The sequence below is a fragment of the Pseudomonas sp. P5_B2 genome (assembly GCF_056400445.1).
The window spans coordinates 19,970-43,016 of sequence record NZ_JBFULH010000011.1 but is presented as its reverse complement, the minus strand read 5'-3'; the positions used below and the strand labels follow the sequence as shown (position 1 = coordinate 43,016).

The window sequence follows — 23,047 nt, the reverse complement described above, 5'->3', positions numbered from 1 at the left end:
CCCCCTAAGAATGCGCGACGATCTCAACGCCGTCGTGAACATCGCACTGCCGCAAACCCCTGGCCAATTTGGCGTCCGCTTGATCAAGGAGAAGTGGGGGGCGAATATCGATCCACAGACGGCCTTGTTGGTCACGCTCGATTACGAGTACAAGGGCCATCCAGCTCAGGACGGCATTCACCAAGGGCAAGTGGCGAGTTCGCAATCGCTGCTGCAGGCACTGCTTTCCAACTATCAAACCGTGGGGGACGGACGTTTCGCCGAAACCGCGTTGGCTTGTACACGCCACCGGATGTCGGGCCCTCCGTTCGCATCGTGCAGAAGGTCGACGAGTTCGCTGACCATGGCAGCGGCAATCACCAGACCTATGAAGGTATTTACCGCCAAACCATCGCGCAAACCTATGGACCGTTGACGCAGCTCCGCGTAACCCCCGCAGACTTCAAGAAATGGGCTTGGGAGCTGGATTTGCAGGGCTTGTACAAGGACTATCTTGATCAGGCCTGGCCGTCCAATGAGACGATCGTCGCGGCACAACCCTATGCGCTGAGGACCTCGGTCAAAGCAGCATTTGTCATGACTGCATGGCTGCAGCGGCATGAGCAACGCCTGAGCGAAAAGGGGCTGGAGCTTGCGATGCAGGCAGCAGGTTTACCGGTGGATCAGGCATGGGAAACCCTGAAGATCGAACAACTCCAAGCACCGACACGAACCCCCGTCACAGTCACGACGGGCCGTCTGAAGTTGTATCGCTACACCGCGACCGATATCTGGACTTTTCCTGACGCCGCCAATCCCCGGGTGCTGATGTACATCCCGGGCAACTCCTCACCCCTGCATGACTTCGCCAACGTCTCGCAGTTGCACCAATGGGTGGTCGCACAGAGCAAGGACAACGCAACGAAGCAAGCGCTGGCCAATCATTTTACCGATGACGATCGCCATGACGGCACCTTCCATGCCGGTGTACTGACAGCGTTGGACGGCATGGCGATTTACCCGCAAAAGCACAAGCTGACAAAAAATGCCGGCTTCTTCAACGATGATGGCTATTGGGATCCCACCGAGCAGATAGGCTTCGAAGATCAGGCGCGCACAACGGATCCGTTTGCGCAGTTGGTGTTGACCATGAAACAGGCCGCCTGGAAGAGCGTGACAACAATCCGGGACGATGCACAAGTCAACCGCGACAATTTGAGCGCGGTTGTCGAACCCGTCGTGCAATGGATAAACCAATTCGGGCCATTGGCCTTATTTGTTCCGGGGGGAGAGGGGGTATTGGCGCTGGCCGGGCTCATCGACGCCGGTTACGGTCTGCAACAGGCCGTGAACGGCGTAACATCGAGCCAGCGCAAAGAAGGGGTAACACGTACGGTGTTTGGCGTTCTTAATGCGCTGCCGTTGGCTGGGGTGGTGGGACGCGTTGGCAGGGTAGAGGCGGATGCACTCATGCCACGCGAGCCGCTCGCTGTCGTTACACCCGTGGGAGAAGAGGTTGCAGTGCCATCCCGGCTGTCGCGGCTGGAGCTGATACGTGGCATCGACCCCTCGATGGCGTCATTCAGCGATGAAGTATTGTCGCAGATCGGCAAGGTCAGCCCGATCGATGACGACATGCTGCGCTTGATGAACACCGGCCGGCCACCGACGCCGTTGCTGGCCGATACGATCAGCCGCTTCAAACTCGATCAGGAGCTGGGGCAGACCGGGCAGACCGCGTTGTTCAACAGCCGTTACGACGCGTTGCAGGATTGCGCGCACGAATGGGGCCGGTTGTTTCAGCGCGAATATCCCGCGCTTCCCAAAGGTGCCATTGAGCAAATGCTCGACCGCTATGGTGTGGACATCCTCGCTACGCCCGACGCGGTCGAGGTCCGGCAAGTGTTCAAGCGCCTGGACGGGAAGGCCCGGCAATACCAGCAACAAGTGCGGCTCAATCGAGCCTATGAAGGACTTTACCTTAAGTCGGTCGCCAATGCCGAGACGGACACACTGGCTTTGCATTCCCTCCCGAACGTGCCCGGATGGCCCAAAAACCTGCGGATCAACATTGTTGACCCTACGCCCGTCGGGCGGGTTCTGGACAGCTGTGGTCCACTCGATGCGGCTAACACACGAAGCATCATCAGGGCAGAGGACTGCTATCAACAGCCGGCTTCGCCATCGGCTTTCTACGAGGCAGTACTGGCCATCCTGTCCAAGGACGAGCGCGCAACACTGCACCTGATGTCTGATGATCCTCCCAATGAGTTGCGGCTCAAGACAGGTTCTGTGGCGCTGCCTCGTTCGCAAACCTTGCAGGGGTTGCAACGGATGGACCGCGGGCTGACGTTCAAGCCTCACGGCTTGCGCGGTGGAGGTTATCCATTGACACCTCAAGGCGAATCCTTGACCCACGACATCATGCGGTTGCAGCTCAAGGAAATTTATCCCGAATTCACCGCGGCTCAGGCCGATGAAGCACTGCAGCTCGCTGGCAACAACGCGCAGGCATACATCGATGGGTTGAACCAGCAGTTGCAGCAACTCAACACGGACCTGAGGGGTTGGTCAGATCAGGTAGCCGATGATGTCGATGACATGGCGCTGCCTTTCCTGGCTGTTGGTGATGCCGAGGCAGTGGGTATGAGCCCTGCACAAATTGCGGCTCACAACATTCAGCTTCTGATGGAAGAAAGGCAAGACGAGCAGGCACTCAGGACCGAACTTGCCGAAGAATTGGTCGCTATCTGGCAAAAACGTGGAGAGTCTTCAAGTGCCACGCTGGACATGAACTTTGAGAACTATCACCGATTACCCACATTGAATGTCAGTTTCAACGATGTGACCGAGCTGCTGATGCGACGCTTTCATCTGACCGAACAGGACAGTTTGAACGGGTTTCTTGCAAGCTTTCCCAACCTCAAGATCCTTGACCTGGAAAGTGTCGACCTTAGCCACTTCAACGTTGGCGGCTCTGTGGGCGGTGCGCTGCCTGGGGCGATCAGGCAGATGCGACACCTCACGTCACTGAACCTCAAATCAACGCAATTGGTGTTCAGTGAACGCACTGCCTCAGAACTGGTGGACCTGTCTCATTTGCAAAACCTTGATCTGAGCGATAACCCGTTGGGCATTCCTCCGTTGGTGATGGGGATGAAGGACTTGCGTCGGCTTGCCCTGAGAAATACCAGGATCACCACGTGCCCGGTCGGGATCATGGACGAGCCCTACCTGACGTCCCTCGATTTGCGTGATAACCAGATTGTCCGCGTGCCTGAGCCTGTCCTGAACCAGGCCATCTCCAGGGCGCGTGTGCAGTTGTGGGGCAATCCTGTCACGGACGAAGACACACTACGGCGCCTTGTCACTCATCGCGAAAAAACCGGGATCAACCTTTGGTTAAGTGCGCCGGACCACGATTACGGGCTTYCTGTTCAGTGGTTGCGCGAGAGTGATCAAAGCCAGAGGAACGCCGCGCAAATGATCTGGCAACGGTTGGCAGACAAGCCTTCTGGCCTGCCATTTTTACGTATTGTCGGCGGCATAAGCCTGACGGCGGATTTTCGGGTGAATTACACGAGTCTTCAGGCGCGGGTGTGGCGACTGTTGAGTGAGGCGGACGCGTCGGATGAACTCTGGGGGCGCTTGAGTCGACAGGTCGATACGAGCGAGGTAGACGCTGAAAATCCACTGGCAATGTTTTCGGCGCTGGAAGACAGAGCGAAATTTTACCGGGACTGGATAGCGATGGGACGGCCGTTTCCGGTGGAGACGAAGTAGGAGGGAGCCTTGAACCCCGCAAGGGGTTCAAGGCTGGACCATCAGCGGCGACGGAACAGCGGCAGCGGTTCGTCGGTGGCGGCTTGATAAGTCACCGAGAAGTCCTTGAGGCCTTCCAGGGCTTCGTACGGGTCTTTGTCGGCGCGAATTGCAAACGCATCGAAACCGCAGCGATGCAGGTAGAACAGCTGGTCGCGCAGCACATCGCCAATCGCCCGCAGTTCGCCTTTGAAACCGTAACGGTCACGCAGCAGGCGGGCGTTGGAGTAGTTGCGGCCATCGGTGAACGCCGGGAAGTTCAAGGCGATGACCTTGAAAAACTTGACGTCTTCGCCGATTTCTTCAGCTTCTTCATCGGCGTCCAGCCACACACCCAGACCGCCGTCGCGGGCCTTGAGCGCGTGACCATGATCACGCCACAGGGCCAACGGTACGATCAGGTCGTCGCAGTTGGAAATACCGTCGAGGGTCGCGTCTTTCGGCAGCAAGTGCCAGGTTTCGTCGACGACCTCGTTGTTTTTAATGATTCGCTGCATAGACGCGCTCCTTGAAGAGGTCGATACCAATACGTTGATAGGTGTCGATGAAGCGTTCGTCTTCGGTACGTTGTTCGATGTACACGTCGATCAGCTTTTCGATCACGTCAGGCATGACTTCCTGGGCAAAGGACGGGCCAAGGATTTTACCCAGGCTGGCGTCACGACTGGCGCTGCCACCGAGGGACACCTGGTAGAACTCTTCGCCTTTCTTGTCCACCCCGAGGATGCCGATGTGGCCGACGTGGTGGTGACCACAGGCGTTCATGCAACCGGAGATGTTCAGGTCCAGTTCACCGATATCGAACAGGTAGTCCAGGTCATCGAAGCGACGCTGGATCGATTCGGCAATCGGGATCGACTTGGCGTTGGCCAGCGAGCAGAAATCACCACCCGGGCAGCAGATGATGTCGGTCAGCAAGCCAATGTTCGGCGTGGCGAAACCTTGTTCGCGTAATTCGCCCCACATCGCGAACAGTCGGGATTGTTCCACGTCGGCCAGAATGATGTTCTGTTCGTGGGACGTACGCAGTTGACCGTAGCTGTAACGATCGGCCAGGTCGGCCACGGCGTCGAGCTGTTTGTCAGTGATGTCGCCCGGTGCCACACCGGTCGGCTTCAGGGACAGGGTCACGGCTACATAGCCCGGCTTTTTGTGCGCCAGGGTATTGCGCGTGCGCCAGCGGGCGAAGCCCGGGTGCTGCTGGTCGAGCTCGGCCAGTTCGGCGGTCTGGTTGTCCAGGGCCTTGTAGTCCGGGTCGACGAAGTGCTTCGCAACACGCTGCACTTCGGCTTCGGTCAGCGTGGTCTGGCCACCGCGAAGGTGTTCCATTTCCGCGTCGACCTTTTGCGCGAAGACTTCAGGCGTCAGCGCCTTGACCAGAATCTTGATGCGCGCCTTGTACTTGTTGTCGCGACGGCCATAGCGGTTGTAGACCCGCAGGATGGCGTCGAGGTAGCTCAACAGGTGTTGCCACGGCAGGAATTCATTGATGAACGCGCCCACCACCGGCGTACGGCCGAGACCACCACCGACCAATACACGGAAGCCCAGCTCGCCTGCGGCGTTGTGCACCGGCTCAAGGCCAATGTCATGGACTTCGATGGCGGCACGGTCAGACGTCGAACCGTTGACCGCGATCTTGAATTTACGCGGCAGGTAGGCGAATTCCGGGTGGAACGTCGTCCACTGACGGACGATCTCGCACCATGGACGCGGATCGATCAACTCATCGGCGGCGACACCGGCGAACTGGTCGGTGGTGACGTTGCGCAGGCAGTTGCCGCTGGTCTGGATCGCGTGCATCTGCACGGTCGCCAGTTCAGCCAGAATGTCTGGAATGTCTTCCACGGCTGGCCAGTTGAACTGTACGTTCTGCCGGGTGCTGATATGGGCATAACCTTTGTCATAGTCGCGGGCGATCTTGGCCATCATCCGCACTTGGCGCGAAGTCAGTTGGCCGTAAGGCACCGCCACACGCAACATCGGCGCGAAACGCTGGATATATAGCCCGTTTTGCAAGCGCAGAGGGCGGAATTCTTCTTCGCTCAGCTCCCCTGCCAGATAGCGTCGGGTCTGATCACGGAACTGCTTGACGCGGTCCTCGATGATCCGCTGATCGTATTCGTCGTATACGTACATATAGGTCCTGTTCTCAGGCTTGGGTCGCTCGGATACAGCTGCGTTTTTGTGCTTGCCGCAGTCCAAGAACCTCTGCAATTCTGCGCGCACGGCCGCGCTCTCCCTACGGAGCCGGGGCAAGATACCAGTTTGCGGTTATGCGCAAAAGTGATGTTTGAGTATATATAAAGAACCAAAGCGACTAACAGGAAACGTTATGACTAAACCCTCATTTGTGGTGCGGGCAATCGTCGTCTTTACTGTGGTCGAGTCTTTATGCAATCACCGATAAAACCGACAAGAGGCGATGCAATGAGCAACCCTACCAAAGCTACAAAGACTGACAGTACGGTCGATGCTTGGGCGATCTTGTTTCTGATCATCCTGGTCGTGGGCACAGCGGTATTCTGGGTCAGCCATCAATAACCGACCCCGTCCGGGTCCCGTTTCGACGATTGTCGGACAATAACCGGAATAAACGCCGTTTTGCGGAATGTCACTGGCTATACTGCGCGGCGGATTTTCCGGGGGCTCGGACGTTGATGTTGAAGTTTTTCTACACATTGCTGCTGATGCTTTGCGTGGTTTACGGACCAGCTGCGCGTGCGGAATCGGTGCTGTTCCTGAGTCCGGGCAAGGCTCAAGAAGCCTTCTGGATCAGCTATGCGCAATTCATGCAGGCAGCCGCCCGGGACTTGGGCATCGACCTGCAGATTCTCTATTCCCAACGCCTGCCCGAACTCACCGTGGCGCAAGCACGCCAGGCTTTGCAAGGTCCTGACCGTCCGGACTATCTGGTGTTTGTCAACGAACAGTACGTTGCACCGCAAATCCTGCGACTGGCCCAAGGCAGCGGCGTGAAGTTGTTTATGGTCAACTCGTCGCTGACGGACAATCAATTGAGTCTGCTGGGCGAACGTCCCGATCGCCTCGGCAGCCTGGTGCCCAACGACGAGGAGGGCGGCTACCAGATGCTCAAGGAGTTGATTCGTTTGCATCCGCCTGCCGCACCCGGTCAGGTGATTGAGCTGTTGGCCTTTTCCGGTCTGAAGATCACTTCCTCGGCGCAACTGCGCGAAAAAGGTATGTTGCGCGCGCTGGCCGAGCATCCGGAAGTTCGTTTGCGGCAAATGGTTTACAGCGGCTGGACCCGTGAACGCGCCTATGAACAGGCGAAACTGTTGTTTCGGCGCTATCCGAATGTCTCGCTGATATGGTCAGCCAATGACGAAATGGCCTTCGGTGCGATGCAGGCATTTTCGGAAGAAATGGGCGGTATACCCGGCAAGGATGCCTTGTTCAGCGCAGTCAATGCCTCACCCGCCGCGTTACAGGCGAAAGTCGATGGCACGTTGAGCGTGTTGTTGGGCGGGCACTTCACGTTGGGCGGCTGGGCACTGGTGCAGTTGCATGATGTGGATCAGGGCGTGGACCTCAGCCAGTACGGCGGTCGTGATCGGCAGGTTCCGTTGTTGCAACTGATCGACAAGACGCAAGCCAGACAGCTGCTGGCCTTGGGGGTATCGCCGGACTATGGCGTGAGCTTCCGCCGACTTTCGGCCAAGGGGCGGCCAACGTCCTACCGTTACCCGTTCAGCCTGCAAACGCTGATGCGCTAAATCCCGGCCAGATGCACCACCAGTTGCACGATGCCGTACAGGGTCAGCGCGAACACTGCGGTGAACAAAATCCCCAGAATCACGAAATGACTCGGTTTGCCGTGAGTGAAGTCGCGGGCCCGGTTCTTCCCGCTCTGCACCCCGAATGCGGCGGCCATGACGCTGTGCAGCATCTGCCAGAAGGTCGGTGGCTTGTTGTCGACTGGATCGTCCATAAATCCCTCGTCATGTGTGTTTGAGCCATAAGCATAGACCTACGGCAGACACAAACAACTGTGGGAGCGAGCCTGCTCGCGATGGGGTCCTTTCAGTCAAAACAATATTGACTGTCAGGCCACTATCGCGAGCAGGCTCGCTCCCACAGGGGATCACTGCTGGCCACACAATGGTGGCCAACCGGGCTGGTTAGTTGTCGTACCCGAGATTCGGGGCCAGCCAACGCTCAGTCACGCTCAGCTCCTGACCTTTACGCGACGTGTAGCTCTGCACCTGATCCTTGTCGATCTTGCCCACGGCAAAATACTGCGCCTGCGGGTGAGCAAAATACCAACCGCTGACCGCCGCCGCCGGGAACATCGCGTAGTGCTCTGTGAGGAACACGCCGCTGCGACCCGCCTTCAGCTCTTCAGCTTCTGGGTCCAGCAGTTTGAACAGCGTGGACTTTTCGGTGTGGTCCGGGCACGCCGGGTAGCCCGGGGCAGGGCGGATGCCGGTGTATTGCTCTTTGATCAGCGCTTCGTTGTCGAGCGTCTCGTCCTTGGCGTAACCCCAGTAGTCTTTACGGACTTGCTGGTGCAGCCATTCGGCGCACGCCTCGGCCAGACGGTCGGCCAAGGCCTTGACCATGATCGAGTTGTAATCGTCGCCAGCGTCCTGGTAAGCCTTGGCCACTTCTTCGGCGCCAATGCCGGCGGTAGTGATGAAACCGCCCACGTAGTCGGTGATTTCGCTGTCTTTCGGTGCCACAAAGTCGGCCAGGGAGAAGTTCGGCTTGCCGTCGGTCTTGATGATCTGCTGGCGCAGGTGATGCAGCTTGGCGATTGCCTTGCCGTCATCGCCGTAGACTTCAATGTCATCGTCACGCACCTGGTTGGCCGGCCAGAAGCCGAACACCGCACGCGCGCTGATGAGTTTTTCGTCGATCAGCTTGGCGAGCATTTCCTGGGCATCGGCATACAAAGAGGTAGCGGCTTCACCGACCACTTCGTCCGTGAGGATGCGCGGGAATTTGCCCGCCAGGTCCCAGGAGATAAAGAACGGTGTCCAGTCGATGTATTCGGCCAGAACCTTGAGGTCAATGTTGTCCAGCACTTTGGCGCCGGTAAATGTCGGTTTGACCGGTTCGTAGGTGCCCCAGTCGAACTGCGGCTTTTTGGCGATGGCCGCCGGGTAGCTGAGGCGTTCGGTGCGCGCGCTGCGGTTTGCCGTGCGTTCGCGAACGTCGATGTACTCCAGGCGGGTCTTCTCGACGAACGCCGGTTTCAATTCCTTGGACAGCAACTGCGTCGCCACGCCCACGGCGCGGGAGGCGTCGGTGACGTAGATCACCGCGTCATTGCTGTACTTCGGCTCGATTTTCACCGCCGTGTGGGCCTTGGAGGTGGTCGCGCCACCGATCATCAGCGGCAGGTAGAAATCCTGACGCTGCATTTCGCGAGCAACGTGGACCATTTCATCCAGCGAAGGCGTGATCAGGCCGGACAGGCCGATGATGTCGCACTTCTGCTCTTTGGCCACTTGCAGGATTTTTTCTGCCGGGACCATCACGCCGAGGTCGACGATGTCATAGCCGTTACAGCCCAGGACTACGCCGACGATGTTTTTGCCGATGTCGTGCACGTCGCCTTTTACTGTTGCCATCAGGATCTTGCCCTTGGCTTCCGGTTTGTCGCCTTTTTCCAGTTCGATGAACGGGATCAAGTGGGCCACGGCCTGTTTCATCACGCGGGCGGATTTCACCACCTGCGGCAGGAACATTTTACCGGCGCCGAACAGATCGCCGACGATGTTCATGCCGGACATCAGCGGGCCTTCGATCACTTCAATCGGGCGAGCGAAGGATTGGCGCGATTCTTCGGTGTCTTCAACGATGTGCGTGGTGATGCCCTTGACCAGCGCATGCTCCAGACGCTTGTTGACCGGCCAGCCGCGCCACTCTTCGGTCTCGGCTTCCTTGACGCTGCCGTCGCCCTTGTACTTGTCGGCGATGGCGAGGAGGGCGTCGGTGCCTTCCGGGGTGCGGTTGAGCACTACGTCCTCAACGGCGTCACGCAGTTCGGCCGGGATCTGGTCGTAGATCTCCAGCTGACCGGCGTTGACGATGCCCATGGTCAGGCCGTTGCGGATCGCATACAGCAGGAACACCGAGTGAATCGCCTCGCGCACCGGGTTGTTGCCACGGAACGAGAACGACACGTTGGACACGCCGCCCGACGTCAGCGCATACGGCAGCTCGTCGCGGATGTAGGCGCAGGCATTGATGAAGTCCACGGCGTAGTTGTTGTGTTCTTCAATGCCGGTGGCCACGGCGAAGATGTTCGGGTCGAAAATGATGTCTTCCGGCGGGAAGCCGACTTCGTTGACCAGAATGTCGTAGGAGCGTTTGCAGATTTCTTTCTTGCGCGCTTCGGTGTCGGCCTGGCCGGCTTCGTCGAACGCCATCACGACAACAGCCGCGCCGTAGCGCTTGCACAGTTTGGCGTGGTGAATGAACTGCTCGACGCCTTCTTTCATGCTGATCGAGTTGACGATGCCCTTGCCCTGGATGCACTTGAGGCCGGCTTCGATCACTTCCCACTTCGAGGAGTCGATCATGATCGGCACGCGAGAGATGTCCGGCTCGCCGGCAATCAGATTGAGGAAGGTCACCATGGCCTTCTTCGAATCGAGCATCCCTTCGTCCATGTTGATGTCGATCACCTGCGCGCCGGCTTCGACCTGTTGCAGGGCGACTTCCAGGGCTTCGGTGTAATTGTCTTCACGGATCAGGCGGGCGAACTTGGCAGAGCCTGTGATGTTGGTCCGTTCGCCGACGTTGACGAACAGGGAGTTGCGATCGATGGTGAAAGGTTCCAGGCCCGAGAGGCGGCAGGCCTTGGGGATTTCCGGGATTTCACGCGGTGCGTAACCGGCCACGGCTTTGGCGATGGCTTCGATGTGGCCCGGGGTGGTGCCGCAGCAGCCGCCGACAATGTTCAGGAAACCACTTTGAGCGAACTCTTCGATGACCTTGGCGGTGTCCACCGGCAGCTCGTCGTACTCGCCGAATTCGTTCGGCAGACCGGCGTTCGGGTGCGCGGACACATGGGTGCCGGCCTTGTTCGACAGCTCTTCCAGGTACGGGCGAAGTTCGCGGGCACCAAGGGCGCAGTTCAGACCGACCGAGATCGGCTTGGCATGGGCCACGGAGTTCCAGAAGGCTTCAGTGGTCTGGCCGGAGAGGGTGCGGCCAGAGGCGTCGGTGATGGTGCCGGAAATCATGATCGGCAACTCGATGCCCAACTCTTCGAACACGCCTTGTACGGCGAAGATCGCCGCTTTGGCGTTCAGGGTATCGAAGATGGTCTCGATCAGGATCAGGTCGGCGCCGCCTTCGATCAGACCCTTGGTGGATTCGGTGTAGTTCTCCACCAGTTCATCAAAGGTCACGTTGCGGTAGCCGGGGTTGTTCACATCTGGCGATAGCGAGCAGGTGCGGCTGGTCGGGCCCAGTACGCCGGCGACGAAGCGCGGCTTGTCCGGGTTCTCGAAGGTTTTCGCATCGGCGACTTTGCGCGCCAGGCGAGCGCCTTCTACGTTCAATTCGTAGGCCAGTTCTTCCATGCCGTAATCGGCCATGGAAATCCGGGTGGCGTTGAAGGTATTTGTTTCGAGAATGTCGGCACCGGCATCCAGGTAGGCTTTCTCGATGCCACCAATCACATCCGGGCGAGTCAGCACCAACAGGTCGTTGTTGCCTTTGACATCGCTTGGCCAGTCAGCAAAGCGTTTGCCACGGTAATCCTGTTCTTCGAGCTTGTAGCTCTGGATCATCGTGCCCATGCCGCCATCGAGAATCAGGATGCGCTCTTTGAGGGCGTGCTTGAGAGCTTGAAGGCGAACACTGCGATCGGACATTTGGACTACTCGGAAAGACCATGACGAAGGGCCGGGATCATAGCAAACCTGTGCGCTTTTAGAGCATGTCCCGGTTTTGCATGAATATCGTTCATGTTGGTACGGCCGTCCACCCGGTAGAATCGCGGCGATTTTTCATGATCGGGACCAGGGATATGTCGTATCGCGTCATCATCAGCATGTTTATGCTGCTTCTAAGCTGGGACGCCGTTGCGCAAGGTCCGGCCATTTCCTCTGCTATTTCCTACAGCCGTGACATACAACCGATCTTTACCGAAAAGTGCGTTGCCTGCCATGCGTGCAACGATGCCGCCTGCCAGCTCAACCTCGGCAGTGGCGAAGGGGCGGCACGTGGCGCGACGAAAGTCCCGGTCTACGACGGCGATCGCGTCACCGCTGCTGCACCGACGCGGCTGTTTTACGATGCATTCGGCAAACACGCCTGGCAGCAGAAGGGCTTCTTTCCTGTGCTCGACGCCCAAGGCAGTCAGGCCGCGTTGATGGCGCGAATGCTTGAACTGGGCCACAAAACCCCGTTGCAACCCAATGCAAAAATTCCATCAGACATCGTGCTGGGGCTGAACCGGGAAAACATGTGCGCCACGCCGGCGCAATTCGACGGCTACACCCGTTCGCATCCCAAAGAGGGCATGCCGCTGGCAGTCACCGGCCTGACCGATCAGCAATACCAGACGCTGCAGCGCTGGCTGGCGTCGGGGGCGCCGATTGATGAGCAAGGGCTGGTACCGAGCGCGAAAGAAGCGTTGCAGGTGGTGCAGTGGGAAAACCTGCTCAACGCGCCCGGCTCCCGGCAAAGCCTGGTGGCACGCTGGCTGTTCGAGCACTGGTTTCTTGCCCATATCTACTTCAAGGACGGTGAACCTGGGCACTTCTTCCAGTGGGTCCGTTCGCGTACGCCCACCGGCCAGCCGATTGACCTGATCACCACACGCCGCCCGAATGACGACCCTGGCACGCAGGTGTATTACCGCTTGTGGCCGGTGCAGGGTGTGATTGTGCAGAAGACTCACATCACCTATCCGCTGAGTGCGGCGAAGATGGCGCGGGTCAACAGCCTGTTCTATAGCGGCAACTGGCAGGTCGATGCCTTGCCCGGTTATGGGCCGGAGCGGCGGGCCAATCCATTTGCGACGTTTGAAGCGATCCCGGCGCAGGCGCGCTATCAATTCATGCTGGATAACGCCGAATACTTCGTGCGCACCTTTATTCGCGGCCCGGTGTGCCGTGGTCAGATCGCTACTGATGTGATCCGCGATAACTTCTGGGCGCTGTTCCAGGCGCCCGATCACGACCTCTATGTGATCGACCCCAACTATCGCGGCCAGGCCACGCCGTTGCTGGCTATGCCCGGCCAAAACGACGACGTCGGCAGCGTCTTGAGTCTGTGGCATGACTACCGCGACAAACGTAACGAGTACGAAGTGCTGCGCCGGGACAGCTACGCCGATGCACCGGCGCCCAGCTGGTCGACCTTGTGGGTGGGGAATGACAATGCGCTGCTGAGTATCTTCCGGCACTTCGACAGTGCTTCGGTAAACAAGGGCCTGATCGGCGATGTGCCGCAAACGATGTGGTTGTTCGACTTCCCGCTGCTGGAGCGCACCTACTATCAACTGGCGGTGAACTTCGACGTGTTCGGCAACGTTTCCCATCAGGCCCAGACACGTCTGTATTTCGACTTGATCCGAAATGGCGCCGAGCAGAACTTCCTGCGCCTGATGCCGGCCGATTCCCGGGACGGCTACCTCGACGATTGGTACCAGGACGGCGGCAAGGTCAAGATGTGGCTGAACTACGAGGCCATCGATGACGACAAACCGAGCGCGCTGAAACTCGACGAGAAAGACCCCAAGCGCGACTTCGCCAAGCAACTGCTGGCCCGTTACGGTGATTTCAATGCGAAGCCCGATCCGATCAATCGGTGCGAAGGTGCGTATTGCTCGCGGCCGAATATCGACCCGGCCTTGCAGGACGCCGAACAGGATTTGAGTCGCCTGACTTCGCGCCCGGCGGCCGGTTTGAAGGTCATCGACCAATTGCCGGAAGCGACGATGTTGCGCATCGAAACCGCTAGCGGCAAACGCGTGGTCTACAGCCTGATACGCAACCGCGCCCACAGCAACGTCGCTTTTCTGCTCGGTGAGTCGTTGCGGTATCAGCCGGGGCTCGACACGCTGACCATATACCCGGGCGTACTCAGCAGTTATCCGAACTTTATGTTCAACATTCCGGCCGACCAGGTGCCGGCCTTCGTCGATGCGATGGAGAGTGCCAAGGATGCGGGTAGCTTCGAAAAAATCGTCGAACGTTGGGGGATTCGTCGCAGTCATCCGCAATTCTGGTTCTATTTCCACGACCTCAGCCAGTACGTTCACGAGACCGACCCGGTGGAAGAGGGCGTGCTGGACATGAACCGTTACGAAAACCTCTGAGTCACCGCAATACCCTGTGGGAGCGGGCTTGCTCGCGAAGGGGCCGTCCCATTCAGCATATGTGTTGATTTGTCCGGCGCCATCGCGAGCAGGCTCACTCCTACAAAGGGAATGACTTTTCTTTCCCGACAAAAATACTAGGACTTTGTGCGGCGCGTTGATTGGCGTAAACTGCGCCCAAGCCTGCGAGGAGTTTCCATGACCGCTATAACCATTACCGACGCCGCCCACGATTATCTGGCTGACCTGCTCTCCAAGCAGAACACCCCGGGTATCGGCATCCGCGTCTTTATCACCCAGCCTGGCACCCAGTACGCCGAAACCTGCATTGCCTATTGCAAGCCGGGCGAAGAAAAACCTGAAGACACAGCGCTGGGGCTCAAAAGCTTCACCGCTTACATCGACTCGTTCAGCGAAGCATTCCTGGACGATGCGGTAGTCGACTACGCCACCGACCGTATGGGCGGCCAGCTGACCATCAAGGCGCCAAACGCCAAAGTGCCGATGGTCAACGCCGACAGCCCGGTCAACGAGCGCATCAATTACTACCTGCAAACCGAGATCAACCCGGGGCTGGCGAGCCACGGCGGTCAGGTCAGCCTGATCGATGTGGTCGAAGACGGCATCGCCGTTCTGAAATTCGGTGGTGGTTGCCAAGGCTGCGGCCAGGCGGACGTGACCCTGAAGGAAGGCATCGAGCGCACTTTGCTTGAGCGTATTCCGGAGTTGAAAGGTGTGCGTGACGTGACTGACCACACGCAGAAAGAAAACGCCTACTACTAAGTAAGGTGTTCACTGCGACATAAAAAACGGCACCCGTGAGTGCCGTTTTTTTATGGTTGATCGATTACCTGTGGCGAGGGGGCTTGCCCCCGTTCGGCGGCGAAGCCGTCGCAAAGCCTGCAAGCAGTGTGTTCCTAAGATGATGGGTGGTGCGGCATTCCGACAAGCTCCCTCACCACAGGGATATGCGTGAACTCAGGGCCTGTAGAGGTGCGCATGCCCAGCGCGATACAGTGACGACTCGCTAAACTGGTCACTCTCCAACACCCGACCCACCAAAATCAACGCCGTCCGTCGAAACCCCTTGGCTTCAACCTTCCCGGCAATATCCTCAAGCGTCCCCACCACCCAATCCTGATCCGGCCACGTTGCCCGGTGAATCACCGCAATCGGACAGTCCGCGCCGTAATGCGGCAGCAGTTCAGCGAGAATTTTTTCCAGGTGATTCACGCCCAAATGAATGGCCATGGTCGCCCCGTGTTGCGCCAGATTGCCGAGCTCTTCGCCCGCCGGCATGGAGGTCTTGTCGGCGTAGCGGGTCAGGATCACGCTTTGCGAAATGTCCGGAAGGGTCAGTTCCGTCCCCAAAAGCGCCGCACACGCGGCGGTCGCCGTGACACCCGGTACGATTTCAAAAGGAATGTCGAGCTCGCGCAGGTAACGAATCTGCTCGCCAATCGCGCCATACAGGCTCGGATCGCCGGAATGCACCCTCGCCACGTCCTGGCCGTTGGCATGCGCGGTTTTGATCAGTTCGATGATCTGTTCCAAGTGTAATTCGGCGCTGTTGGCCACCAGTTCGGCGCGATGGCCTTCCAGGACGGCCGCAGGCACCAGGGAGCCGGCATAGATGATCACCGGGCAGCTGCGAATCAGCCGCTGACCTTTGACCGTGATCAATTCCGGGTCGCCGGGCCCTGCGCCAATGAAGTAGACGGTCATCGTCGGTTCCTGTGAAAAAAGAGACTGGGCAAGGCTTCAGATGAAGATTGCTCATGATCGAAAGCGTGATTATCCGGGATTTTACGCAGCGACTGCCAATGCCAGCGTCGCCTGAGCAAATTTTTGTCGGGAGATCAGTAGTTTTGCCGGCGCCTGGGCCAGCTGTTCGGCCAGTGCCAGGGCGGCACTTTCAGCCACGCCGTAGCAGCCGGTGCGTTCGAACGCGATCTGCGAATGATGGCTGAGTTGGGGGTGATAACCGGCTAATTGTTCACTGCTGAAATACATCACCGGCAGCGCAAGCTGCTCAGCAAGCTCGATCAGGCCAGGCTCATCACGTTTCAAGTCGATGCTGGCCAAGGCCGTGATCTCATGAAATCCGATGTGATGCGCCTGTAATGCCTGATCGAGCAAAGCACGTAGCGTGCTGGCGGGGCAGCCGCGCTGGCAGCCCAGGCCGACCACTAACGTCGGCACTGTGCCAGCCTCTGTCATGCGTGGTATTGACCATCGCTTTTGCGGCGGAACAACCAGGCACTGATCAGGCCCAGGGCCAGCCAGAACGCCACGTTGGTCAACTGCGAAGCGATCTTGAACTGAGTTTCCAGGGCTTGCGGTGCGAGCATTGAATGCACGTCCGGTTGTGGCGCGCCGATCACGTGCGGAACGGCCAGAATCGCCACGCCGAGGATCTTCATCAGCCAGTGACGGCTGAACACGATCAACGCAATACCGACTGCGGTGGAGGCAGCGGTGCCGATCCACCACATTTGCCGTTGAGCCAGATCAGCAGCCGCAGTGCCCGGCAGTTCCGGCGGCAGGCCAAGGGTCGGCGCCAACACGAAGGTCGCATAACCAGCCAGGCCCCAGAGTAGGCCCTGAGACGTTTTGGTCGGTGCACGCAAGGTGTACAGGCCAGCAAGCATCAGGGCAAAACCGACAGCCACCACCAGGTTGCCGCCGGTGGTCGACAGCACTCGCTGCCAGCCATCTTCCGGCTCCCAGGCTTCAGCGTTGTGGGTGTGGCCGGCCATGGCGCCGTCGGCGTGTTCATGTGGTTGAACCACAGCAGGTTCGGATTTTTCGTAGGTTTCCGCCTGAACAATCAACGGTGCGACCCAGAAGCTTTGCAGCAGGGTCAGCAGCAGGGCGGCCAGCAGCCCGGTGAACCCTGCGGTTTGCGCTATACGCTTGAACATGTCGGCAGCTCTCAATGGCACGGGAAAGCGGCGCTGTGACGGGTATCGTGCGCGGCATTGTGCACCGCTTCGATGTGCGAGAAGCCGGCGAAATACACAAGGCACGCGCCAAAAATCGACGCACAAACGGCGGCGGTCAGGCGTTGAGTCAGGGTGGTGGTAGTGCTGGCGGTGCTCTTATCGGTGTTGCTGGCGGTGCTGCTGATGATCGACATGGCGCTTCCCTCTGGTCTGTCAGCGGGTGAATAGAGCGCATGGAAAACCCCTGCGAGTCGGGCACGCAGACGTTCAAACAGCGCCCGCCCACCGCGGGTTTGTTGTTCAGTAACCGTAGTGGTCACTTTGTGTTGCGGGCCGGTCTCCGGGCTCACGAGGGGCGCAGGCTTTCGCCTTGACCTGCAAGCATCACCTTCCCATGCCGAACTGCTGGCACAGTGGATTTGATGCTTCGCTCGCTTACCGTTGCGGGGGCAGCACCGGACTGACATGGCTTTGAGTAAAGCACATGATTCACCGGTTTCCCGTTTCACCCTGTGAAGGGCACCCGTAACAAAGTGCGTAGGAGAGCATGGGCGAGGGATTGACGTCAATTGGCAAAGGTTCTCAACTCTGTGGCGAGGGGGCTTGCCTGTGGTGAGGGGGCTTGCCCCCGTTCGGCGGCGCAGCCGTCGCAAAACCAAAATGCAGGTTTTAACTGGAGAAATGCAAGGGTCGCTTCGCAACCCAACGGGGGCAAGCCCCCTCGCCACAGRCAAGCCCCACTCACCATAGGGATCGTAATCAACTTATGAACATTGACCCGCCCAAGCGCGATGCGTAGCCTTGCGCTTTCGAGGTTCTTCGGCGTTTGCCGAAGCTAAGAAGGGAACGCGGTCAATGCCGCGGCTGCCCCCGCAACTGTGAACGGTTCAGTTTCTGCCATGCCACTGCATGCGCCAGCCATGGCGCGAGCGGGAAGGCGCAGCAACCGCCAGTCAAACGACTGGCCAGCCGTCAGCCAGGAGACCTGCCTCGACACAGATTCTCACTTTCAACCGGGCGGGGTGATCCGGTGGCGAACTCTTCAGGCACGCGCATCCGCGCTGCCGGTCCTCGTCCCGTATGCCCGCCACCTTGCCAAAGGGCATCCGATGAAAACACTGGCCAAACTCCCCGTCACCATCGTTACCGGCTTCCTCGGTTCGGGCAAAACCACCTTGCTGCGGCACATGCTCGACAACGCTCAGGGCCGTCGCATTGCGGTGATCGTCAATGAGTTTGGCGAGTTGGGCATCGACGGCGAAATCCTCAAGCAGTGCTCCATCGGCTGCACGGAAGAAGAAGCCAATGGCCGCGTTTATGAGCTGGCCAACGGCTGCCTGTGCTGCACCGTCCAGGAAGAATTCTTCCCGGTGATGCGCGAACTGGTGGCCCGTCGCGGTGACCTCGACCATATCCTCATCGAAACCTCGGGCCTGGCCTTGCCCAAGCCGCTGGTGCAAGCCTTCCAGTGGCCGGAAATCCGCAGCGCCTGCACCGTCGACGCCGTCATCACCGTGGTCGACAGCCCAGCCGTGGCCGCTGGCACCTTCGCCGCATTCCCGGATCAGGTCGATGCCCAGCGCAAACAAGACCCGAACCTGGATCACGAATCGCCGCTGCACGAACTGTTCGCCGACCAACTGGCCAGTGCCGACCTGGTGATTCTCAACAAGGCTGACCTGATCAGCCCTGAAGACCTGGCCCGCGTGCGCCTCGAAGTCGCCGAAGAATTGCCGCCAGCGGTAAAAGTCATCGAAGCCAGCAGCGGTCGCCTGCCACTGGACGTGTTGATCGGCCTCGGTGCCGGTTCCGAAGAACACATCGACAGCCGTCACAGCCATCACGATCATCACCATGAAGGTGAAGACGATCACGACCACGACGCCTTCGATTCCATTTCCATCGAATTGCCACAAGCCGACGAAAGCTTGCTGATGGATGCGCTGACCCAGTTGGTGGTCAAGCACGGAATCCTGCGGGTCAAGGGTTTCGCGGCGATCCCGAACAAGCCGATGCGCTTGCTGATTCAGGGCGTGGGCACGCGTTTCGACAAGCATTTCGACCGTCAGTGGGGCGCCGACGAAGCGCGCACTACGCGCTTGGTGTTGATCGGCCAGGAACTGAATGCCATTGAACTCGAAGCGCAATTGCGCGCCGCGCTCAGCGTTTAAGCCATGCACCTGCTCAGGACCCAGCCCGGCGGTTTCGTGTCGGATGACAATATCGCCGACCTTGGACAAACCCCCGCCGAGCTGGTGATCCTGTGCAGCGGCGATTCCAGCCTGGCGCTGCTAGCCGAAGCCGCGCAGCAACTGCCCGACGACTACCCCAGCGTGCGCCTGGCCAACCCGATGCAGGTGCAGAATCACGCTTCGGTCGATCTGTACGTCGACGAAGTGTTGCGTCACGCCAAGGTGATTCTGATCTCGCTGCACGGCGGCATCGCCTATTGGCGGTATGGCGTCGAGCGGTTGGTGCAATTGTCCGAACAGGGCGTGCAGCTGATTCTGGTGCCGGGAGATGATCGTCCGGACCCGGAACTCAGCGACCTCAGTACCGTGGCTGCGGAAGACCGCGACCGGCTCTGGCAGTTTTTGCGTCAGGGCGGCATGGGCAATGCCGTGGACTTTTTCCGCTGCCTGGCTAATCGCTGGTTGGGTCGCGATTACGCCTGGGCCGAGCCGCAAGTTCTGCCGCGTACGACGATTTACCACCCGCACAAAAGCCCTGCAGACCTGAAGGATTGGCAAGCCGACTGGCAAGCCGATCAACCGGTGGCAGCGGTGCTGTTTTACCGCTCGCATTTGCAGGCGGCCAATACCGCTTTTATCGACGTTTTCTGCCAACGTTTGCAAGCGGCGGGGTTGAACCCGTTGCCGATTGCCGTGGCCAGTTTGAAAGAGCCCGGCTGCCTGACGGTGGTCGAGGATTGGCTGGATGAAGTCGAAGCGGGGGTGATTTTGAACACCACCGGTTTTGCCCAATCCAGCCCCGAAGCCCCGCACCTGCGACCGTTTCGCCGCAACATTCCGGTGATCCAGGCGATTTGCGCCCAAGACAACGAGCCCGGTTGGCGTGCCAGCGAGCAGGGGCTCGGCCCGCGCGACCTGGCGATGCACATCGCGTTGCCGGAGCTGGACGGCCGTATCATCAGCCGCCCGATCAGCTTCAAGGACCTGGCGTGGCGCAGCGAGCGCAGTCAGTCGGACGTGGTCTGTTATCGACCGCAACCGGAACGCATGGATTTCGTCGCCGAACTGGCGCGGCGCTGGATCGATCTGGCGCGGGTGCCAAACAACGAAAAACGCATCGCCCTGATCCTCGCCAACTACCCGACCCGTGATGGGCGTATCGGCAATGGCGTGGGTCTCGATACACCGGCCGCCGCGCTGAACATCCTGCGTGCGCTGCATAAAGAAGGTTATCCGTTGCCGGGCGAATTACCGGACAGCGGCACCGCACTGATCCAGCAACTACTCGGCGGCGTCAGCAATGACCTCGAGACCCTCGATCAGCGTCCGTGTCATCAAAGCCTCGCGCTCGACGAATACAAGCGGATGTTCGACGCCTTGCCCGAGGCCAATCGGCAAGCAGTGTTGGAGCGCTGGGGCACGCCCGAAAGCGACCCGATGTGCCGTGGCGAACGGATGATGATCGCCGGTCTGCGCTTCGGCCTGACCTTTGTCGGCATTCAACCGGCGCGCGGCTATCAGGTGGACCCGAGCGCGGTCTATCACGACCCGGACCTGGTTCCGCCTCACGGCTATCTGGCGTTTTACTTCTGGCTGCGCAGCACCTACGGGGCCCACGGTGTGATTCACGTCGGCAAGCACGGCAACCTCGAATGGCTGCCGGGCAAAGGTGTCGGGCTGTCGGAAAGCTGCTGGCCGGATGCACTGCTCGGGCCGCTGCCGAATATTTATCCGTTTATCGTCAACGATCCGGGCGAGGGCGCACAGGCCAAGCGCCGCACCCAAGCGGTGATCATCGATCACCTGATGCCGCCGCTGACCCGCGCTGAAACCTACGGGCCATTGCGCAACCTTGAGCTGCTGGCCGACGAATATTACGAAGCTCAACTGCTCGATCCGCGCCGCGCCCGTGAGTTGCAGCGCGACATCCTGCAACTGGTGCGCGAGACCCACATCGACCGCGAACTGCAACTGGACGACAAGCTCGACAGCGATGCCGATGCGGCGATCTGGTTGCCGCGCCTGGACACGTACCTGTGCGATTTGAAGGAATCGCAGATTCGCGATGGCTTGCACATCTTTGGCGAGTCACCGACCGGGCGGTTGCGCATCGACACGCTGCTGGCTTTGCTGCGGATTCCCCGGGGCGATGGCCGTGGTGCGCAATCGAGTTTGTTGCGGGCGTTGGCCAAGGCGTTCGAGCTGGGTTTCGATCCGCTGGATTGTGCGTTGGCTGAGCCGTGGACCGGGCCGCGTCCTGCTGAGCTGCATACCCTCACAGATGAAGCCTGGCGCACGGCAGGCGACACGCGTGAACGCCTGGAGCTGTTCGCTGCTCAACTCATCACCCAGAGTTTGGATACCGAACCCGGACACTGTGGGAGCGAGCCCCCTCACCACAAAGGCTCGCTCCCACAGGAGGCGCGCTGGGCCGAAGTGCACGCCATCATCGATGGCCTGCGCAATGTGGTCGCACCACGCCTTGACGCCTGCGGCCCAGCCGAAATGCGTGGTCTGCTTGACGCCTTGAGCGGTCGATTCGTCCCCGCCGGCCCGAGCGGCGCACCCAGTCGCGGTCGTCTGGACGTGCTGCCCACCGGGCGTAACTTCTATTCGGTGGACGTGCGCAATCTGCCAACCACCACCGCGTGGCGCATCGGCTTCCAGTCGGCGAACCTGATCCTTGAACGCCATCTGCAAGACCACGGCGATCACCTGCGCCAGCTCGGTCTGTCGGTCTGGGGCACCGCCACCATGCGCACCGGCGGCGACGACATCGCCCAAGCCATGGCGCTGATGGGTGTGCGTCCGGTCTGGGCGACGGGCAGTCAGCGGGTCGACGATTTCGAAATCCTGCCGCTGAGCTTGCTCGACCGCCCGCGGGTGGACGTGACCTTGCGCGTCTCCGGGTTCTTCCGCGATGCCTTTGCCAACCTGATCCGTCTGTTCGACGCGGCGGTGCAGGCGGTCGCGGCGCTGGATGAGCCCGACGACCTCAATCCGCTGGCCGCCAAAGTGCGGGCCGAGCGTGAAGCGCTGATGCGATCGGGCCTGGATGAAGACGCTGCGAACCGTCAGGCCGGTTGGCGAATTTTCGGTGCCAAACCCGGTGCCTATGGCGCCGGTGTGCAGGGCGCTATCGACGGTCGTCTGTGGCAAAGCCGCGAAGACCTTGCCGAGGTTTACCTGAATTGGGGTGGCTATGCTTATGGCGGTTCCGACGAAGGTACCGCCGCCCGCGAACAATTCGCCCAGCGCCTGAGTCAGGTGCAAGCGGTGCTGCAAAACCAGGACAACCGCGAGCATGACTTGCTCGATTCCAACGACTATTACCAGTTCCAGGGCGGCATGCTCGCCGCCGTGGAAAGCCTCAGCGGTGAAGCAGCGGCCAGTTACCACGGCGATCACAGTCAGCCGGACCTGCCGAAGATCCGTACCCTGAAAGAGGAGCTGAATCGGGTGATCCGCTCCCGGGCAGCCAATCCAAAGTGGATCGAGGGGGTCAAGCGTCACGGCTACAAAGGCGCGTTTGAACTGGCGGCGACGGTCGACAACCTGTTTGCGTTCGACGCCACCACACAATTGATTGACGATCACCAGTACGCGTTGCTGGCCGACGCCTATCTGCTCGATCCGCAGACTCGCGAGTTTGTTCGCGAACACAATCCGCACGCGTTGCGTGACATGACGGAACGGATGCTCGAAGCGCAGCAGCGGGGGATGTGGAAGGAGCCGGGCGAGTACCGCGAGGCACTGGAAAACCTGTTGCTGGATATAGAAGAAGATTCTTGAGGGCATGATCG

At 59.6% G+C, this 23,047-nt stretch carries 13 protein-coding genes, 1 pseudogene and 2 riboswitches; of the genes and pseudogenes, 6 read left to right on the top strand and 8 right to left on the bottom strand.

Features of this window, described 5'->3' with window-relative positions:
• Window positions 1–3,762, top strand: a pseudogene (locus tag AC1DRJ_RS02880) (leucine-rich repeat domain-containing protein); the annotation flags it as partial.
• A gap of 41 nt (window positions 3,763–3,803) precedes the next feature.
• Here AC1DRJ_RS02880 and AC1DRJ_RS02875 read toward each other — a convergent pair.
• Together AC1DRJ_RS02875 and AC1DRJ_RS02870 are read right to left on the bottom strand one after the other, a co-directional pair.
• Window positions 3,804–4,298, bottom strand: coding sequence for a DUF934 domain-containing protein (locus tag AC1DRJ_RS02875; RefSeq protein ID WP_477800734.1), 495 nt, complete (start codon window positions 4,296–4,298; stop codon window positions 3,804–3,806).
• The gene (locus tag AC1DRJ_RS02870) at window positions 4,282–5,940 is read right to left on the bottom strand and encodes a nitrite/sulfite reductase (RefSeq protein WP_477800733.1); all 1,659 of its coding nucleotides are present in this window, start codon (window positions 5,938–5,940) and stop codon (window positions 4,282–4,284) included. The genes AC1DRJ_RS02875 and AC1DRJ_RS02870 overlap by 17 nt, the downstream gene beginning before the upstream one ends.
• 521 nt (window positions 5,941–6,461) lie before the next feature.
• On the opposite strand from AC1DRJ_RS02870, the gene AC1DRJ_RS02865 reads away from it, so the two are divergent.
• Window positions 6,462–7,538, top strand: coding sequence for an ABC transporter substrate-binding protein (locus tag AC1DRJ_RS02865; RefSeq protein ID WP_477800732.1), 1,077 nt, complete (start codon window positions 6,462–6,464; stop codon window positions 7,536–7,538).
• On the opposite strand, the gene AC1DRJ_RS02860 is transcribed toward AC1DRJ_RS02865, so the two are convergent.
• Window positions 7,535–7,753 carry a DUF2970 domain-containing protein gene (locus tag AC1DRJ_RS02860; RefSeq protein WP_477800731.1) on the bottom strand — a complete coding sequence of 73 codons (219 nt, stop codon included), beginning with the start codon at window positions 7,751–7,753 and terminating at the stop codon, window positions 7,535–7,537. The two genes, AC1DRJ_RS02865 and AC1DRJ_RS02860, sit on opposite strands and share 4 nt — an antisense overlap.
• 190 nt (window positions 7,754–7,943) lie before the next feature.
• A complete protein-coding gene (metH, locus tag AC1DRJ_RS02855) occupies window positions 7,944–11,654 on the bottom strand; it encodes a methionine synthase (RefSeq protein WP_477800730.1) in 3,711 nt (1,236 codons plus the stop codon).
• Between the two features lie 155 nt (window positions 11,655–11,809).
• On the opposite strand from metH, the gene AC1DRJ_RS02850 reads away from it, so the two are divergent.
• Together AC1DRJ_RS02850 and nfuA are read left to right on the top strand one after the other, a co-directional pair.
• Window positions 11,810–14,107 carry a fatty acid cis/trans isomerase gene (locus AC1DRJ_RS02850; protein WP_477800729.1) on the top strand — a complete coding sequence of 766 codons (2,298 nt, stop codon included), beginning with the start codon at window positions 11,810–11,812 and terminating at the stop codon, window positions 14,105–14,107.
• 198 nt (window positions 14,108–14,305) lie between these two features.
• Window positions 14,306–14,890 (top strand): Fe-S biogenesis protein NfuA, encoded by a 585-nt coding sequence (nfuA, locus tag AC1DRJ_RS02845; RefSeq protein ID WP_007946504.1) that lies wholly within the window; start codon window positions 14,306–14,308, stop codon window positions 14,888–14,890.
• A 195-nt stretch (window positions 14,891–15,085) separates the two neighbouring features.
• Here the strand turns inward: nfuA and cobM are convergent, their stop codons facing one another.
• From cobM to AC1DRJ_RS02825, 4 genes are all read right to left on the bottom strand, one after another.
• The gene (gene cobM / locus AC1DRJ_RS02840) at window positions 15,086–15,832 is read right to left on the bottom strand and encodes a precorrin-4 C(11)-methyltransferase (RefSeq protein ID WP_477800728.1); all 747 of its coding nucleotides are present in this window, start codon (window positions 15,830–15,832) and stop codon (window positions 15,086–15,088) included.
• 81 nt (window positions 15,833–15,913) lie between these two features.
• On the bottom strand, window positions 15,914–16,327 hold the full coding sequence (locus tag AC1DRJ_RS02835) for a cobalamin biosynthesis protein (RefSeq protein WP_477800727.1): 414 nt from the start codon (window positions 16,325–16,327) through the stop codon (window positions 15,914–15,916).
• Entirely contained in the window at window positions 16,324–17,031 is a 708-nt protein-coding gene (locus AC1DRJ_RS02830) for a CbtA family protein (RefSeq protein WP_477800726.1), read from the bottom strand. Before AC1DRJ_RS02830 ends, AC1DRJ_RS02835 begins: the two co-directional genes overlap by 4 nt.
• Before the next feature lie 11 nt (window positions 17,032–17,042).
• On the bottom strand, window positions 17,043–17,246 hold the full coding sequence (locus AC1DRJ_RS02825; protein ID WP_477800725.1) for a CbtB domain-containing protein: 204 nt from the start codon (window positions 17,244–17,246) through the stop codon (window positions 17,043–17,045).
• Window positions 17,247–17,366: 120 nt separating this feature from the next.
• A riboswitch (cobalamin riboswitch) is annotated at window positions 17,367–17,594 on the bottom strand.
• Between the two features lie 253 nt (window positions 17,595–17,847).
• Window positions 17,848–18,059: riboswitch (cobalamin riboswitch) on the top strand.
• A gap of 102 nt (window positions 18,060–18,161) precedes the next feature.
• Here AC1DRJ_RS02825 and cobW point away from each other — a divergent pair.
• Together cobW and cobN are read left to right on the top strand one after the other, a co-directional pair.
• The gene (cobW, locus tag AC1DRJ_RS02820; RefSeq protein ID WP_477800724.1) at window positions 18,162–19,223 is read left to right on the top strand and encodes a cobalamin biosynthesis protein CobW; all 1,062 of its coding nucleotides are present in this window, start codon (window positions 18,162–18,164) and stop codon (window positions 19,221–19,223) included.
• Window positions 19,224–19,226: 3 nt separating this feature from the next.
• The gene (gene cobN / locus AC1DRJ_RS02815; RefSeq protein ID WP_477800723.1) at window positions 19,227–23,036 is read left to right on the top strand and encodes a cobaltochelatase subunit CobN; all 3,810 of its coding nucleotides are present in this window, start codon (window positions 19,227–19,229) and stop codon (window positions 23,034–23,036) included.
• Window positions 23,037–23,047 lie beyond the last annotated feature (11 nt).

Excerpts from the sequence above, each read along its gene's own strand:
- AC1DRJ_RS02875 (WP_477800734.1), bottom strand. The coding sequence starts at position 4,298 with ATGCAGCGAATCATTAAAAACAACGAGGTCGTCGACGAAACCTGGCAC.
- AC1DRJ_RS02870 (WP_477800733.1), bottom strand. The coding sequence starts at position 5,940 with ATGTACGTATACGACGAATACGATCAGCGGATCATCGAGGACCGCGTC.
- AC1DRJ_RS02865 (WP_477800732.1), top strand. The coding sequence starts at position 6,462 with ATGTTGAAGTTTTTCTACACATTGCTGCTGATGCTTTGCGTGGTTTAC.
- AC1DRJ_RS02860 (WP_477800731.1), bottom strand. The coding sequence starts at position 7,753 with ATGGACGATCCAGTCGACAACAAGCCACCGACCTTCTGGCAGATGCTG.
- metH (WP_477800730.1), bottom strand. The coding sequence starts at position 11,654 with ATGTCCGATCGCAGTGTTCGCCTTCAAGCTCTCAAGCACGCCCTCAAA.
- AC1DRJ_RS02850 (WP_477800729.1), top strand. The coding sequence starts at position 11,810 with ATGTCGTATCGCGTCATCATCAGCATGTTTATGCTGCTTCTAAGCTGG.
- nfuA (WP_007946504.1), top strand. The coding sequence starts at position 14,306 with ATGACCGCTATAACCATTACCGACGCCGCCCACGATTATCTGGCTGAC.
- cobM (WP_477800728.1), bottom strand. The coding sequence starts at position 15,832 with ATGACCGTCTACTTCATTGGCGCAGGGCCCGGCGACCCGGAATTGATC.
- AC1DRJ_RS02835 (WP_477800727.1), bottom strand. The coding sequence starts at position 16,327 with ATGACAGAGGCTGGCACAGTGCCGACGTTAGTGGTCGGCCTGGGCTGC.
- AC1DRJ_RS02830 (WP_477800726.1), bottom strand. The coding sequence starts at position 17,031 with ATGTTCAAGCGTATAGCGCAAACCGCAGGGTTCACCGGGCTGCTGGCC.
- AC1DRJ_RS02825 (WP_477800725.1), bottom strand. The coding sequence starts at position 17,246 with ATGTCGATCATCAGCAGCACCGCCAGCAACACCGATAAGAGCACCGCC.
- cobW (WP_477800724.1), top strand. The coding sequence starts at position 18,162 with ATGAAAACACTGGCCAAACTCCCCGTCACCATCGTTACCGGCTTCCTC.
- cobN (WP_477800723.1), top strand. The coding sequence starts at position 19,227 with ATGCACCTGCTCAGGACCCAGCCCGGCGGTTTCGTGTCGGATGACAAT.